14 protein-coding genes are annotated in these 15,114 nt (G+C 62.2%); 6 read left to right on the top strand and 8 right to left on the bottom strand.

The window, feature by feature from the left end; genetic code table 11:
- Positions 1–440 precede the first annotated feature (440 nt).
- From BW934_RS05630 to dnaA, 8 genes are all read right to left on the bottom strand, one after another.
- Positions 441–821 (bottom strand): cytidine deaminase family protein, encoded by a 381-nt coding sequence (locus tag BW934_RS05630; protein ID WP_076346017.1) that lies wholly within the window; start codon positions 819–821, stop codon positions 441–443.
- Between the two features lie 182 nt (positions 822–1,003).
- Positions 1,004–1,792 (bottom strand): GNAT family N-acetyltransferase, encoded by a 789-nt coding sequence (locus tag BW934_RS05625; protein WP_076345934.1) that lies wholly within the window; start codon positions 1,790–1,792, stop codon positions 1,004–1,006.
- A 218-nt stretch (positions 1,793–2,010) separates the two neighbouring features.
- Positions 2,011–4,473, bottom strand: coding sequence for a DNA gyrase subunit A (gene gyrA / locus BW934_RS05620; protein ID WP_076345932.1), 2,463 nt, complete (start codon positions 4,471–4,473; stop codon positions 2,011–2,013).
- A gap of 53 nt (positions 4,474–4,526) precedes the next feature.
- Positions 4,527–6,440, bottom strand: coding sequence for a DNA topoisomerase (ATP-hydrolyzing) subunit B (gene gyrB, locus BW934_RS05615; RefSeq protein WP_076345930.1), 1,914 nt, complete (start codon positions 6,438–6,440; stop codon positions 4,527–4,529).
- A gap of 76 nt (positions 6,441–6,516) precedes the next feature.
- Positions 6,517–7,635 carry a DNA replication/repair protein RecF gene (gene recF, locus BW934_RS05610; RefSeq protein ID WP_076345928.1) on the bottom strand — a complete coding sequence of 373 codons (1,119 nt, stop codon included), beginning with the start codon at positions 7,633–7,635 and terminating at the stop codon, positions 6,517–6,519.
- A complete protein-coding gene (gene yaaA / locus BW934_RS05605; RefSeq protein ID WP_076345926.1) occupies positions 7,616–7,846 on the bottom strand; it encodes a S4 domain-containing protein YaaA in 231 nt (76 codons plus the stop codon). Before yaaA ends, recF begins: the two co-directional genes overlap by 20 nt.
- On the bottom strand, positions 7,846–8,970 hold the full coding sequence (gene dnaN, locus BW934_RS05600) for a DNA polymerase III subunit beta (protein ID WP_076345924.1): 1,125 nt from the start codon (positions 8,968–8,970) through the stop codon (positions 7,846–7,848). The genes yaaA and dnaN overlap by 1 nt, the downstream gene beginning before the upstream one ends.
- Positions 8,971–9,191: 221 nt before the next feature.
- Positions 9,192–10,562, bottom strand: coding sequence for a chromosomal replication initiator protein DnaA (gene dnaA / locus BW934_RS05595; RefSeq protein WP_084182503.1), 1,371 nt, complete (start codon positions 10,560–10,562; stop codon positions 9,192–9,194).
- Positions 10,563–11,027: 465 nt separating this feature from the next.
- On the opposite strand from dnaA, the gene rpmH reads away from it, so the two are divergent.
- The 6 genes from rpmH to mnmE all read left to right on the top strand — a co-directional run bounded on the left by rpmH (position 11,028) and on the right by mnmE (position 15,099).
- Positions 11,028–11,162, top strand: coding sequence for a 50S ribosomal protein L34 (gene rpmH, locus BW934_RS05590; protein ID WP_012812152.1), 135 nt, complete (start codon positions 11,028–11,030; stop codon positions 11,160–11,162).
- 79 nt (positions 11,163–11,241) lie between these two features.
- Positions 11,242–11,604: a ribonuclease P protein component gene (rnpA, locus tag BW934_RS05585; RefSeq protein WP_076345922.1), complete on the top strand. Its 363-nt coding sequence runs from the start codon at positions 11,242–11,244 to the stop codon at positions 11,602–11,604.
- On the top strand, positions 11,601–11,834 hold the full coding sequence (gene yidD, locus BW934_RS05580) for a membrane protein insertion efficiency factor YidD (RefSeq protein WP_076345920.1): 234 nt from the start codon (positions 11,601–11,603) through the stop codon (positions 11,832–11,834). The genes rnpA and yidD overlap by 4 nt, the downstream gene beginning before the upstream one ends.
- Complete coding sequence (gene yidC / locus BW934_RS05575; RefSeq protein WP_076345918.1) at positions 11,831–12,877, top strand: membrane protein insertase YidC; 1,047 nt, start codon at positions 11,831–11,833, stop codon at positions 12,875–12,877. Before yidD ends, yidC begins: the two co-directional genes overlap by 4 nt.
- A gap of 68 nt (positions 12,878–12,945) precedes the next feature.
- Positions 12,946–13,593, top strand: a complete 648-nt coding sequence (gene jag, locus BW934_RS05570; protein WP_076346013.1) for an RNA-binding cell elongation regulator Jag/EloR — start codon at positions 12,946–12,948, stop codon at positions 13,591–13,593.
- Positions 13,594–13,704: 111 nt separating this feature from the next.
- Positions 13,705–15,099 (top strand): tRNA uridine-5-carboxymethylaminomethyl(34) synthesis GTPase MnmE, encoded by a 1,395-nt coding sequence (gene mnmE / locus BW934_RS05565; RefSeq protein ID WP_076345916.1) that lies wholly within the window; start codon positions 13,705–13,707, stop codon positions 15,097–15,099.
- Positions 15,100–15,114 lie beyond the last annotated feature (15 nt).

Genomic DNA, 15,114 nt, shown 5'->3' with positions numbered 1-15,114 from the left:
ATGTATTAGGCACGCCGCCAGCGTTCGTCCTGAGCCAGGATCAAACTCTCAATCCAAGCGTCTATCCTGTACTCCATTTGGGGTCGCATGGACTTGTGGGTTTGGTGGTCTCGTGTGTTTAGTTTTCAAGGAGCGTTCCCGCGCGCTCGCGCGGTCTTTCGCGCCGCCTCGCGGGCGGCGAGAATGATACTATCACCCTCGGGCGCCCTGTGTCAAGGCGGATCGCGAAGAAAAATCCGAGGAAAAATCAGGATAACCATGTCACCATGAACTCGGCCTCGGCTCTGAGCGCATGTGCCAGACGATGTCGGCGGATGGATTCCACGCCGCCAAGGCCCTTTCGTTCCCGGGCGGTGCAAGGCGGCCTCAATAGCTGTCTTTGCACAGGTCTTCTGCAGGCCCTCATAGGAATGCCTTTCGGAAGGTCTTGCTCTTACTCCTCACGAGCGCCAATCGAACGGGAGCAATTCGGCGAGCTTCACCACTGCGCCTGGCGCGACCATGACCTCGGTTTCGAGATTTCCAGGATGAAGCAGACGAATCAGTTCACGGCACCGCCCGCAAGGTGGCAGAACGGCCCCGTTCGCGCCCACCGCCACCATGCGGACCACGCGATGTTCCCCGGCGGTGACCATGGCGGCCGCAGCGGCGTGTTCTGCGCAAAAGCCGAGCGAACACGCGGTGTCTATACACACACCGATGTAGACGTGGCCTTGAGCCGTTTCCAACGCTGCGGACACAGAACCAGCCGTCGCCTCGGGCGAGAGTTGGCGAAACCCGTGCACCGATCGAGCCTTTTCGATGAGCTCCTCAAACGTCACAAGCACCCCTCCACCTGCCCCTCCATCTGCGGTCAGCATCATCTGCCGCCAGGGGTGCCGCCAGGGGCGAATCCCGACCTGTATGCGTTTTCGGGGCGCCGAACGGCGCTTCTGGGCGACTCGCCTTCCCCCGCCCATCCGGTGCGCCCGGCCAGCGCTTTGTGCGCCCATCCACGGGCGCGTCACCTAAAAAACTGTGTCCATCCGCTGATGACGGCGAATCCGAGTCGCCGATAGATGCCTCCAGCATTCGGATTGTCGTAGTACAAACACAGGGTCTTGCCGCGCTCGTCAAACACATCGCAGAGCTTCGCCACACACCGCGTAGCATAGCCGTGTCCGCGGTACAAGGGCCGGGTGCAGACGCCCACCACCATGGCGGTCCACTGGTTTTCCGCCACCACGCTTGCGGACGCAGCCATCTCGCCGCGCTCGCCGGGGATGTAGAAACAAAGCGTATCCCCAGACTCAAACGACTGGCGCAAGGACAACTCCGTCGTGCTGCTGTTGGCAAACTCCGCGATGCTTTTCCGCAGTTGCCACAGTTGGCCGACGTGATCGACCGTAGCCTGGAAGACACCGGACGTGTCGACGGGAATGCGCGGGGCGCGCACAGGCCGTTCGGCAAAGGCAAACTCGCGGACCTGCCTCGGCTCAAAGCCGCCAATGTCCTGCAGGAGGCTGAGCGATACCGAATCCCCTTGGATGAGCGTCCACGCGGTGTTGGACTGCAGCAGGCGGACGACCTCTTCCACCCCGTCGGGGCCCTCGGTGGAAAAGATATAGCTCCCGTAGAAACGCAGCAGCACGGCTGTGACATGCCCGTTCGAGAGATGACCATACACCTCCTGAAACGGCGCGTCATAGCCATACCGCTCGATGTCGCCGGTAAGAAACGTGTGAAGCGCCGGCCGTTTTGCCAGATAGGCGACGACCCGGTCGTGATCGGACGCTGTCAGCCTTCGGAACATGCGGTCACTCTCCTCGCCTCGACCAGCGCCTCCAAGCCTCATTTCTCTTTGACGATGGCATTGACCACGATGAAGCAGAGCCCCACGAAGGTCGCGAAGGCGAGAAACATCGCGCTCGTGTGCACAAGAAAGTCCCAAAACCCGTTCTGCATGGAGACCGCCCCCTCAAGTCGGATGGTAGCAGACGGGCGCGCCGCAATCCAGCGCGCCCTGGTCGATCACGCCTCCGCCTCGTCGTCCTCGTCCTTGACGACGCGGCTGACCGAGGCGACTTCGACGCCTTCATCGACGTTAATCAGCCGGACGCCCTGCGTATTGCGGCTCAGCGTGGACACGTCGCGCACATGGATGCGAATGGCCACGCCGGCCTGGGTGACGATCATCACGTCGTCGTCCTCCGTCACCATGCACATCTCGATGGCGTGCCCGTTTTTCGGCGTGCAGTTGAGCGTCTTGATGCCCTTGCCCCCGCGCGATTGGGCGCGGTACTCGCTGACGGGCGTGCGCTTGCCGTAGCCGCGCGAGGTGACGACGAGCACGTCGTGATCGTCCTCGGCCACGTCCATGGCGATGACTTCGTCGCCGTCGGTCAGGGAGATGCCCTTGACGCCGGTGGCCGCGCGGCCCATGGGCCGGACGTCGGTTTCCGGGAAGCGAATGGCGAGCCCGTGGCGCGTGACCATCATGATTTCCTTCGAGCCATCCGTCAGCTTGACGCCGACGAGATCGTCGTCGTCGCGCAGGTTGATGGCGATGAGCCCGTTCTTGCGCACGTTCGCGTACTCGGCGAGCGGCGTCTTCTTCACGATCCCTTGGCGCGTGGCGAAGAACAGGTACGTGTCTTTGACTTCGGCCGGATCGAGCGACTTCACGGGAATCATCGCGGTGACCTTCTCGCCCTGCTCGATGTTGAGCAGATTGACGATGGGTGTCCCGCGCGCCTGCCGGCTGAACTCGGGCACGTCGTACGCCTTGATGGCATACATGCGGCCGCGGCTCGTGAAGAAGAGGAGGTAATCGTGCGTCGACGTCACGTGGAGGCCGGTCACGAAGTCCTCCTCGTGCGCGTTGATGAGCGTCATGCCGCGCCCGCCGCGCCGCTGGCTGTGGTACGTCGACAACGGCAGCCGCTTGATGTAGCCGCGATGCGTCATGGCGATCACGACGTCATGCACGGGGATGAGATCTTCTTCGCTGATCTCGCCCTCGGCGTTGAGGATGCGCGTGCGGCGATCGTCGCCGAACCGGTCCCGGATTTCGAGGATCTCCTGACGGATGACGCCGTCCAAGAGCTTCGGATCCGCCAGGATGGCCTTCAACTCCGCGATGCGCTGCAGAAGCTCCTGATACTCGGCCTCAATTTTCTCCCGCTCGAGACCGGTGAGCCGCTGCAGGCGCATGTCGAGGATGGCCTGGGCCTGCTCCTCCGACAGCCCAAACGTCGAGATGAGGCCTTGGCGCGCCTCGTCGACGGTGCGGGAGCTGCGGATGAGGGCGATGACCTCGTCCAGGTGATCGAGCGCGATGCGCAAGCCCTCGAGGATGTGGGCGCGCGCCTCGGCCTTGGCGAGATCGTACTGCGTCCTGCGCCGCACGACGTCGCGCTGGTGGTTCAGGTAGTGCTCGAGCGTCTCGCGCAGCGTCAGCACCTTGGGCTCCCCGTTCACGAGCGCCAGGTTGATGACGCCGAAGCTCGTCTGGAGCGCCGTGTGTTTGAACAGGTTGTTCAGAACCACCTGCGGGCGCACGTCGCGGCGCAGCTCGATCACGACGCGCATGCCGCGGCGATCGCTCTCATCGCGGAGGTCCGTGATGCCGTCGATCTTTTTCTCGCGCGCGAGCTCGGCGATTTTTTCGACGATGCGCGCCTTGTTTTGCTGATACGGGATTTCCGTGACGACGATGCGGGTCTTGCCGCCCGACAGCTCCTCGAAGTGCGTCACCGCGCGCACCGTGATGGAACCGCGCCCCGTCTCGTACGCCTTGCGGATGCCCTCCCGGCCCAAGATGACGCCCCCGGTCGGGAAGTCAGGGCCCTTGATGACGGTCATCAGGTCCTCGAGCGTCGCGTCCGGATGGTCAATGAGCATGACGACGCCGTCGATCACCTCGCGCAGGTTGTGCGGCGGGATGTTGGTCGCCATGCCGACGGCGATGCCGCTCGATCCGTTGACCAAGAGGTTGGGAAAGCGGGACGGGAGCACGACGGGCTCCTCTTCTTGCTCGTCGTAGTTCGGCGTAAAATCGACCGTCTCCTTGTTGATGTCGCGCAGAAGTTCGAGCGCGATGGCGGACATCCGCGATTCGGTGTAGCGCATCGCCGCCGCGGCGTCGCCGTCAATGGAGCCGAAGTTCCCGTGCCCGTCGATGAGCGGATACCGCGTCGAAAAGTCCTGGGCGAGGCGCACCAAGGCCTCATAGACAGCGGCATCGCCGTGTGGGTGGAACTTACCCAGCACGTCGCCGACGATGCGCGACGACTTTTTGTACGGCTTGTCCGGCGTCATCCCGGCCTCGTACATCGCATACAAGATCCGCCGATGCACAGGCTTCAGGCCGTCGCGCACGTCCGGAATGGCCCGGGCGACGATGACGCTCATCGCGTAATCCAGAAATGAACTGCGCAGCTCCTGGCTGATATCCACCGGCAAGATGCCGCGAGAGCTGCTCTCGTCTGCCATGCATGCCACCTCTCATCTCGTGCCACCCGGGCCAAGGCGCCCGCGTGCCCTTGTCACACGTCCAAGTTGCGGACAAATCGCGCATGCTCCGCGATGAAATCTCGCCGAGGTTCCACCTTGTCGCCCATCAGGATGCTGAAAATCATGTCCGCATCCATGGCATCCTCCATCGTGACGCGGAGCAACGTGCGCGACTCGGGGTCCATCGTCGTCTCCCACAGCTGGTCGGCGTTCATCTCGCCAAGTCCCTTGTACCGCTGCAGCCGCACGCCGTCGCGGCCCATCTCCTGCAGGATCCGCTCGAGCTCCGCATCCGAGTACGCGTAGCGCACCACTTTGCCCTTTTCGATCTTGTAAAGCGGCGGCTGGGCGATGTAGATGTAACCCGCGTCAATGAGCGGCCGCATAAACCGGTAAAACAGCGTCAACAGCAGAATGCGGATGTGACTCCCGTCGTGATCGGCATCGGTCATGATTACGATCTTTTGATAGCGCGCCTTCGACAGGTCGAAGTCGTCGCCGATGCCCGTGCCGCACGCCGTGATGATGGCGCGAATCTCTTCATTCGCGAGCACCTTGTCGAGCCTGGCCTTCTCCACGTTGATGATTTTGCCGCGCAGCGGAAGGATGGCCTGCGTCTGCGGGTCTCGCCCCATCTTGGCCGATCCGCCCGCAGAGTCGCCCTCGACGAGGAACAGCTCCGACCGCTCCGGATCCTTGGAGCTGCAGTCGGTCAGCTTCCCCGGCAGGCTCGTCACGTCCATCTTCTTGCTTCGCGTCAACTCTCTCGCGCGCCTTGCCGCCTCGCGCGCACGCGCCGCGAGAATGCACTTGTCGACAATCTTGCGCGCGACGGACGGATTTTCCTCCAGGAAGATCTGCATCCGCTCGCCAAACAGCGTCTCGACGATGCCCCGCACCTCGCTGTTGCCGAGCTTCGTCTTCGTCTGCCCCTCGAACTGCGGCTCGGGCACCTTGACGCTGACGACCGCGGTCAATCCCTCGCGCACGTCGTCGCCCGTCATGCTGTTGTCGTTCGACTTCAACATGCCGTACCGGCGCGCGTAGTCGTTGATCACCCGCGTCAGCGCGCTCTTGAAGCCGGCCTCGTGCGTGCCGCCCTCCGCCGTGTTGATGTTGTTGGCAAACGAGTACACTGTCGCGGCATAACCGTCGTTGTACTGGAGCGCGATCTCGACGGCCACATCGTCCTTGAGCGCCGAGACGTAAATCGGATCGTCAAACAGGACCTCTTTTGACTGATTCAGCCACCGCACGAACTCCGCCACGCCGCCGTCGTACTTGAAGACGGCCCGTTTTCCACCTTCGCGCTCGTCCTCGAATACAATCTCGAGGCCCGCGTTCAAAAACGCGAGCTCCCTCAGCCGATTGATCAACGTGTCGGCGGAGAAGACGGTGGTTTCGGTAAAGATTTCGGGATCCGGCTTGAACGAGACCTTCGTGCCCGTCTTGTCCGTTGTCCCGATGATTTTCAAGTCGTAAAGCGGCGTACCGCGCTCGTACTCCTGCACGTAGATGTGGCCGTCGCGGTGGACCTCGACGCGCATCCACGAGGACAGCGCGTTCACCACGGAAGCGCCCACGCCGTGCAGGCCCCCGGAGACCTTGTAGCCCTTGCCGCCGAATTTGCCGCCCGCGTGCAGCGTGGTCAGCACCGTCTCAACCGCAGGCCGGCCGGTCTTCGGATGGATGCCCACAGGAAACCCGGCCCCGTTGTCTATGACGGTCACGCTGTTGTCCGGGTGAACCTGCACGACAATGCGCGTGCATCGCCCCGCAAGGGCCTCGTCGACGGCGTTGTCGACAATCTCCCAGACGAGGTGATGCAATCCCTTTACACTCGTTGAACCGATGTACATTCCAGGCCGCTTGCGCACGGCTTGGAGGCCTTCCAGAACCTCAATCTGCGATTCGTCATACACCTGTTCCGGAATTCTATCCGCCAAAGAAGTTCCCTCCGCCTCAAGACAACAAAAAGCCGCTCGGCGTCCATCTCCTTAGGATCGCCGAGTTTTCCGGGCTTCAGACGCGTTCTTCGGCTATTATACCAGAACGCACTCGGAACAGGCGGTAGTCCCCCGCGAGCTCCTGGCCGAGCCGGTTGAGGCTTGTGGTGGTGATGACCGTCTGCACCTTCCTGCTCATGCTCAGGACGAGATTGCGCTGGCGGAGATCGTCGAGTTCAGACAACACGTCGTCGAGCAAAAGGACGGGGTATTCGCCGAGCTCCTCGTGCATGAAGTCGATCTCGGCGAGCCGAAGGGAGAGCGCAATGGTCCTTTGTTGGCCCTGGCTGGCGGAGGTGTGCACCTCGCGCCCGTCGAGAAAGAGCAAAATATCATCCCGATGCGGCCCCAGGTTCGTCGTGCCAAGGCGCAGATCTTGAGCGCGGTTCTGAGCGAGCGCACGCACAAGAATGGGCCCCAGATCATCCGCGCTCATGCCTTCCTCCACGCCGACGATGGAGCTGCGGTAGGAGAGCGCAAACGACTCCCGGCCGTTCGCGATGTCGCCGTAAATCCTCGCCGCGTAGGCCCTCAGCCGCGCGAGAAACCGCAGGCGCCGCTGGATCACGTGCGCCCCGTGAAGCGCGAGCTGCTCATCAAACGCCGCGAGGACGTCGTCCTGCGCGCCCCCAGCCGAGGACTTCAGCCAGCGATTTCGCTGCACAAGCGCCCGGTTGTACAGGCTCAGGTGGTGGAGGTACAGAGGCTCCAGCTGTCCGAGCTCCGTGTCGAGAAAGCGGCGGCGAACCCGAGGGCTGCCTTTGACCAAATCCAAGTCCTCCGGCGCAAACAACACCACCTTGACCTGGCCCACAAATTCCGTCATGCGGCCCACCTGAACCCCGTTCGCGTACGCCCTGCGGCCCTCGGGCCCGAGCTCCAGGGCGAGGCGCCGATCGCCGTACTGCGTGGACGCCTCCAGGCTGATGCGCGATCGCTCGCTGTCCCAGCGAATCAGGTCGCGATCGCGATGGGCCCGGTGCGATTTGCCCACGGCGATGATGAGCATTGCCTCGAGGGCGTTCGTCTTCCCCTGCCCGTTTTCGCCGACGAGCACGTTGACGCCGGGCGACAGCTCCAGGCAAGCCTCCCGGTAATTGCGAAAGTCGATCAGCTCAACGCGGCGAATGTCCATCCGAGTGGCTCACCACGCGATACGATTCGCCTTCGATCTCGACCTCGTCGCCATGGCGCAGCTTCCTGCCGCGGCGCGTCTCCGCCTCGCCGTTCACGCGCACCCGGCCCTCGCCGAGCAGCGACTTGACCTCCCCGCCCGAGGCCACGACCTGGACCTTTTTCAGCAGCTGTCCGAGCGTGATGTAATCCCCCACGATGCGTACGTCCATCATGACCTCCAGAGAATGGGCGAGATGAGCTGCAGCATGGACGGATCGCCGCTGCGCTCGATGACAAAGGCCTGATTGGCGCCGTTGAACCGGATGGCGATCTCGGCCGCGTCGAGCGCGCGCACCGCCTCGATCACGTACCGCCCGTTGAAGGCAATCTGCAGGTCTTCTCCCTCTTTGCGCAGCGCGTGCAGCGTCTCCGACACGTTTCCCACTTCCGGGGAATGCGACGTGACGGTCAGCGTATCGCCCTCCACCTCGAGGCGGACCATGTGGTTGTCCTTGTCCCTCGCGATGAGCGCGGCGCGATCGATGGCTTGCAAAAACGCGTCGCCGGGCAGGACAACCTGGGTGCGCGCCGAGCGCGGGATGAGGCGCGAGGTGTCGGGATAACTGCCCTCGAGAAGCCGCGTGTAAAACCGCGTCGAACCGAGGACAAACAGGCCATGGCTCGGCGTGAGGACCATCTCGACGGGCGAATCGTCCTCGGGCAGGATTTTCGACAGCTCGGACAGCGACTTCGCTGGGATGACCACGTGGCGCTCCGGCAGATCGGGATGGGCCACCCGGTGCTGGGCGAGCCGCAGGCCGTCGGTTGCGACGAACGTGAGCTGCGTGGCGTCGGACGTGATGGAGACACCGGTCAGCGCGGGGCGCACCTCCGAGGTGGCCGCGGCGAAGACGGTGGACTCAATCAGCCTGCCGAGCGTATGGGCCGGAATGTGCATGCTCTCATAGCCTATGAAGTTCGGCAGCTCTGGGAACTCCTCCGCATCGATCCCGTGCAGGTGAAATTCGACGCTCTCCGCCGAGATCTCGGTCATATAGTTGGCGTCGACGCGCATATGAATCTGCGTGTCCGGAAGTTTGCGGACGATCTCGCCGAAGTACCGGGCGGGCAGGACAATCGCGCCGGTCTGACGCACCTGAAGGCCGGTCTCCTCGTCGGCCGGGACGCGCGTCTGAATGGCGAGTTCCAGGTTGTAGGCGGTCGCGACGAGCTCGTCTGGATGGACCTCGAGCAAAATGCCCATGAGGACCTGCTTCGGCGTGCGCACCGCGACCGCCTTGGACACCAGCTGCAACGCGTTGGCGAGCGCCTGTTTGTTCATCAGAAGTTCCATGCGTCGACTCCCTTCCCTGTGCATGTGGGCATACGTTGCGCCAGGCGTCCCGTCAGGTTCAGGAGAAGAAGAAGGATGGATCATGATCATCGTCGTGATCATGATCAGGGCAGTGGATTTGTGGACAACCCGCCGATCGCGCCGAAACATTCATGCACAGCCTGTTGACAACTTTGTGGATAAGTCCGGTGTTTCGCGCTGTCCACCTGTGGACAACCTGTTTATGTTAGCGTTCGAATCGCTTGACTGAGCCGTTCGATCGTCGCGCGGAGTTCGTCATCTCTCATCATTTCCTCGTGCACGCGCTCGCAGGCATGCATGACCGTCGTGTGATCGCGGCCGCCAAACGCGTCCCCAATTCTGGGCAGTGAGAGATCGGTCAACTCGCGCGTGAGGTACATGGCGATCTGGCGGGGAAAGGCGATGTTGCGCGTGCGCTTTTTCCCCTTCAAATCGTCGACCTTGAGTCCGTAGTGATCCGCGACGACTTTTTGCACGTGGCTCACCGTCACGGCGCGCGGCCGGTTGGGATGGATGAGGTCCTTCAGTGCCTCCTGCGCCAAGGCGACGCTGAGATCGTCGCGCACGAGGGACGAATAGGCGATCACCCTTGTCAGCGCGCCTTCGAGCTCTCGGATATTCGAGTCGATCTGATCGGCAATGAAGGCGAGCACGTCGACGGGCACATCCAGGCCGTCGGCTTTGGCTTTGCGCTGAAGAATGGCGATGCGCGTTTCGAGGTCGGGGGGTTGAATATCGGTGATCAGTCCCCACTCGAACCTGGAGCGCAACCGGTCCTCGAGGGTCGGGATCTCCCGAGGCGGCCGGTCGCTCGAGATGACGATTTGCTTTCCGACCTCGTGCAGACTGTTGAAGGTGTGAAAGAATTCTTCCTGCGTTTGCTCCTTGTTGGCGATGAATTGGATGTCGTCAATCAAGAGCACGTCGACCGTGCGATAGCGCGCCCTGAACGAGTCCGGGTTCTTATCTCGGATGGCCGCGATGAATTCATTGGTGAATCGCTCGGACGATATGTAACTCACTTTGAAATTCGGATAGTGTTGGCGCACGTAGTGGCCAATCGCGTGCATGAGGTGCGTTTTGCCGAGTCCGACGCCCCCGTAGATGAACAATGGGTTGTACGCGTTGGCGGGCCGCTCCGCAACGGCCAGGCAGGCGGCGTGGGCAAACCGGTTGCCCGCCCCGATGACAAATGACTCAAAGGTGTAACGAGGGTTGAGATTGGTCTCACTCTCCTCTTCCGCCGCACCGGTCTCCTGCGCCCGCCGGATGAGAACAGCGGGGGCCTGCGGCTGCACATCGTCCTCCGTGACGAAGTGCACGCGGTATTCCCGGTCGAGAAGGTTCATGATGAGCGTTTCGACGAGGGAAGTGTAATGCTCAGACAGCCAGTTGCGTACAAATCCGGAGGGCGCGGAGATGATGACCGTTTGGTCCGACTCATCGATTCGGACGATGTGGGTGTCCTCGAACCACGTGCTGTACGTGGGGCCAGACACTCTGTCCTGGACGAGTTTGAGGACTTGATTCCACAGGGAATCGTAAGTCGGATCGAGTTTGGTACTCATCACGAAAGGTTCCCCCTAGTGTTGAAAGAACTTGTCCACAGCACGCGGGAGTATGACGAGCGATAGGAAGTCCGGGTAATCGCCGATATCACCTGTGGACTTGTGTACATCTAGAATCCACATGTGCAGAAGCTGTGGGAAACGTTGTCCACAGGGTGTGGATAAGGTTGTGGATGAATGAATTCCACAAGCGCGATTGTGGATAACGGATAGCGCAGATCATAACAGGATCCGGCGCGTCGAGCAATGTCGAAAAACGTCTTTCCACAGGATCCACTCATGGACATGCCGAGGAATCCACAGGGTGTTGACGTGTGGATGAGATGTGGATGAGTGGGCTTCGCCTGCGAGAAAAGCGCGGCTGGGCGGACGTGTTGTCCACATGTGGATAGTGGAGAATAGAACATTGACACGGTCAGGATCTTTCTGTATCGTAGCTACGTGTGTCCGCACGGGGGAGGTGTCTCGATGAAACCGACCTATCAACCGAACGTTCGTAAGCGGAAGAAGAACCACGGTTTCCGGAAGCGCATGGCGACCAAGGGCGGTCGACGGGTGTTGGCGCGCCGCCGCGCGAAGGGCCGGAAGGTGCTGTCCGCGTGAGAAGGGCCACGGAAGTGGCCTTTTTTTGTGAAGGGCGGGTTGATGCGGGGAGGCCATCGAGGAACTGGAGGAGCGGACCTTGCAGAGTGAGCATCGGCTCAAGGACAGCCGCGACTTTCGGCGCGTGTTTCGCAGAGGCAAGTCGTTTGCGAGCGGCAGGCTCGTGTTGTATTATTGCGACAATCGGGAGGCTCGACTTCGCGTCGGGTTTTCCATCAGCCGGAAAGTTGGGAAGGCGGTTGTGCGCAACCGCTTGAAGCGCGTGTTACGCGCCATCTTTCAGCGACACTTGGACGAGCTTCGCGACAAGCCGGTGGATGTGGTCGTGGTCTGCCGCGCGAGTGCAGCGGACGCGCCGTTTCAGGATCTGGAGCGCGAAGTCGAGAAGCTGTTGACGAAGGCGAAGCTGTTACCGCAGCCGACGGGAGATGAACGACCGTGAGGCGGCTTCTGATTTTGCTTATTCGATTTTATCAGCGATACATCTCGCCAGCCAAATTGCCCACATGTCGGTTCACGCCGACTTGTTCGGAATATGCGGTCCAGGCCATCGCGCGCTTCGGTGTGCTGTACGGCGGCTGGCTCGCCGTCCGGCGGTTGGTCAAGTGTGGACCGTGGCATCCTGGCGGTGTGGACGAGGTGCCGGAGTCAGGTAGGGGGATGCGCGCTTGAACGAAAAGCATAGAGCCAGCAAGAGATGGACCATCGCCCTCAGCCTCGCGGCCGTGGTGGCGCTGACGGGGTGTGGCCTGTACCCCACCAAGCCGGGTCATTGGCCGAACAACTGGTGGGGCGTCGTGTTGCACGGCATTTCCGATCTGATGGATTACTTCGCCCATCTGTTCGGCAACGATTACGGCATTTCCATTTTGTTCATGGCCATTCTCGTGCGTTTGGTCGTGTTGCCGCTGTTTCTCCGCCAGATCCGCTTCCAGCGGGCGATGGTGAAACTGCAGCCGGAGATGCAGAAGATCCGGGCGAAATACAAGTTCGACAATCAGAAGATGCAGGAAGAGCTCATGAAGCTGTATCAGGAAGCGGGCATGAACCCGCTCGCCGGCTGTTTCCCGATGCTGATTCAGCTCCCGTTTCTTTGGGCGTTTTACGGCGCCATCATCGGCAACGTCGGCATGAGACACAGCACGTTTTTGGGCATCTTCCCGCTTGGACACTGGGACACGCACTACATTCTGCCGGTCCTTGCGGCTCTGTCGACGCTTTTGTCGTCCTGGTTGTCGATGCAGAGCCAGCCGGTCCAGCAGAAGTCGATGCTGTTTGTGTACCCCGTGATGATTTTCTTCTTTGCTTTTCGCGCGCCGGGCGGGCTCATCTTGTACTGGATTTACACCAACCTGCTCGTCGCCATCCAGGTCTATTTGTTCATTACACTTCCCAATCGCCGAGAACAGCGTGAATTGGCGCTCGCCGGAGGCGGCACGGCAACGCTGAAGACCTCGGGGACGAAAGACGCCAAACAGGCGCCGTCTGGGCAACCGAAGCCAAAGCGCGCAGCGAAGCCCGCGGCAAACCAGCTGTCCTCTGGGAAGGCGGAGGCTGGTGCGCGCGGGAACGCGGGCGCAAAGACAGGCGGTTCTGCAAAAGGGAAACAGAGCGGGAAGGCTTCGCAGAAGAAGAAGGCGACAAAGCCGGACGGCGGAAGCTCGGTGAATCAGGAAGGCGTGCCGCCCGAAGGCAACAGCCCGCAGGAGCCGTAGAGGCATGTGAGGCGTGAGCCGGAGTTTCACGAGGCCCATGGTGAAAAGGGTCGGAGGGCTTGGGCGAAATGCGAAAAGTGGTGGCCACGGGAAAGTCCATCGAGGAAGCGGTGATGTCGGCGCTCGTGCGGCTCGGCGTGCCGAGATCGCAGGCGCAGATACGGGTCATCCGAGAGCCGAGCCGTGGTTTTCTCGGATGGTTGAGCGGTCGCGAAGCGGAAGTCGAGGTGAGCGTCGTGGAGACGCCGCTCGACGCCGCCAAGGAGTTTTTGCGAACCGCCATTGTGAAGATGGGGCTGGGTCAGCCTGTCATTGTGGCCGATGATGTGGACGAGGAAGGTCAGGTGCGCCTGTCGATCTCGGCGGACGAGGATGTCCTGCCCATTCTCATCGGCCGGCGCGGCGCGACGCTCGACGCGTTGCAGTACCTGGTAAACATCGTCGCCAATCGCGATGCTGAGGAGAGAATGCGTTTCACGCTCGATGCCGCCGGATATCGGGACAGGCGACTGGAGTCCCTGAGGCGGCTCGCGGACGAAGCGGCCGACAAGGCGGTGCGGCTTGGGCGCCCCGTCACGCTCGATCCGATGCCCCGCAAGGAACGCAAGTGGGTGCACGCTCATCTGCAGCAGCGCGGCGACGTGCTGACGATGAGCGAAGGACAGGAACCGCATCGCCGGGTGAAGATTGTGCCAAAGCGGCACGATTGGACATGATACCGGGCGCTCGCCGAGATGGGACGCTCGTGGCACGTGGTGGATAAACGAAACGGCTGAGACCCCGCTCAAAGCAGTGGGGTTTTTGTGTAGAAGGGAGGGTGACGAGACATGGCACAGGCGATTGTGCAGGAGGACACCATCGCGGCCATTGCGACGGCAGTCGGAGAGGCGAGCGTGGCCATCGTCCGCGTGAGCGGAAAGGGGGCGCGCGCGGTCGGCGAAGGACTCGTGCGCTCCAAGCGGGGCAGGCCCGTCAAGTTGGAGGCGCGCGGCATGCGCTATGGGCAGGTCGTGGATCCCAAAACGGGCGAGGTCATCGACGAAGCGATTATCCTGTGGATGCCCGGGCCGCACAGCTACACGGGCGAAGACGTGCTCGAACTCCAGGTGCACGGGGGCTCGTATGCGGTGGAGGCTGTGTTGGCGGCTTGTCTTGATGCAGGCGCGCGGCTGGCGGAGCCAGGCGAATTTACGAAGCGGGCGTTCTTGAACGGCCGGATGGATCTGTCGCAGGCGGAGGCCGTGATCGATCTGATCCGCGCCAAGACGTCGTTCGCAGGCAAGCTCGCGGAGCGCCAGGTGCGGGGGCGGTTTGGAGACGCCGTGCGGGCGCTCAGGCGGCGGCTCATCGAGCTCGAGGCGCATGTCGAGGTGACCATCGACTATCCGGAGCACGATGTGGAAGACGTCGCGTGCGATCACGTCGTGCGGGTCTGTGACGACATGATGCAAGACGTGGACCGCCTGATCCGTTCGGCCGAGCTTGGCCGCGTGCTGCGGGACGGGATCGCGACGGCCATCGTGGGACGCCCGAACGTAGGCAAGTCGTCGCTCTTGAACGCGCTGTTGGAGCGGGATCGCGCGATTGTCACGGACTTGCCGGGCACGACGCGCGACGTACTGGAGGAGTACATCAATTTGCGCGGGATCCCGCTGCGCCTCATCGATACGGCGGGCATCCGCGAGACGGACGACGTCGTGGAGCGCATTGGCGTGGCGCGATCGCGCGCTTCGATGCAGGATGCGGAGCTTGTGCTGTGGGTCGTGGATGCGAGCGAACCGCCCACGCCCGAGGACGAGGTGATTGCGCGCGAGTCGGCGCAGGCCCGGAGGATCGTGGTGCTCAACAAGGTCGATCGCGGCCTGCATCCGGAAGCGCTTCGCTTGGTGGACGAGATGGCGCCAGGGCGGATCGTCCGCGTGTCCGCGCGCGAAGGCACGGGCCTCGACGCCCTTCGGGACGCCATGGTACAGACCATCCAGCGGGATCTGGCGGTCGATCTCGACGTGAGTTACATGGCGAACCAGCGGCAGAGGCGGCTGCTTGAAGAGGCGAAGGACGATCTCCGCACGGCGAGGGATGCCGCGGCGGCGGGGGCGACGCTGGACCTGGTGGCCGTGGCGCTCCAGTCGGCCTACGAGAAACTCGGGGAGACCATCGGCGAAGAGGCAGGAGAAGACCTGTTGAACGAGATTTTTTCGCGGTTCTGTCTCGGCAAATGATAGGAGGTGCACGAG

The organism is Alicyclobacillus vulcanalis, from assembly GCF_900156755.1.
Taxonomy (GTDB): domain Bacteria; phylum Bacillota; class Bacilli; order Alicyclobacillales; family Alicyclobacillaceae; genus Alicyclobacillus; species Alicyclobacillus vulcanalis.
Note: the sequence above shows the minus strand (reverse complement) of the source record. Positions and strands in the feature narration are given on the sequence as shown.

Bases quoted from the DNA above. Each gene is read 5' to 3' on its own strand.
- BW934_RS05625 (WP_076345934.1), bottom strand. From the start codon at position 1,792: ATGTTCCGAAGGCTGACAGCGTCCGATCACGACCGGGTCGTCGCCTAT.
- gyrA (WP_076345932.1), bottom strand. From the start codon at position 4,473: ATGGCAGACGAGAGCAGCTCTCGCGGCATCTTGCCGGTGGATATCAGC.
- recF (WP_076345928.1), bottom strand. From the start codon at position 7,635: ATGGACATTCGCCGCGTTGAGCTGATCGACTTTCGCAATTACCGGGAG.
- yaaA (WP_076345926.1), bottom strand. From the start codon at position 7,846: ATGGACGTACGCATCGTGGGGGATTACATCACGCTCGGACAGCTGCTG.
- dnaN (WP_076345924.1), bottom strand. From the start codon at position 8,970: ATGGAACTTCTGATGAACAAACAGGCGCTCGCCAACGCGTTGCAGCTG.
- rpmH (WP_012812152.1), top strand. From the start codon at position 11,028: ATGAAACCGACCTATCAACCGAACGTTCGTAAGCGGAAGAAGAACCAC.
- jag (WP_076346013.1), top strand. From the start codon at position 12,946: ATGCGAAAAGTGGTGGCCACGGGAAAGTCCATCGAGGAAGCGGTGATG.
- mnmE (WP_076345916.1), top strand. From the start codon at position 13,705: ATGGCACAGGCGATTGTGCAGGAGGACACCATCGCGGCCATTGCGACG.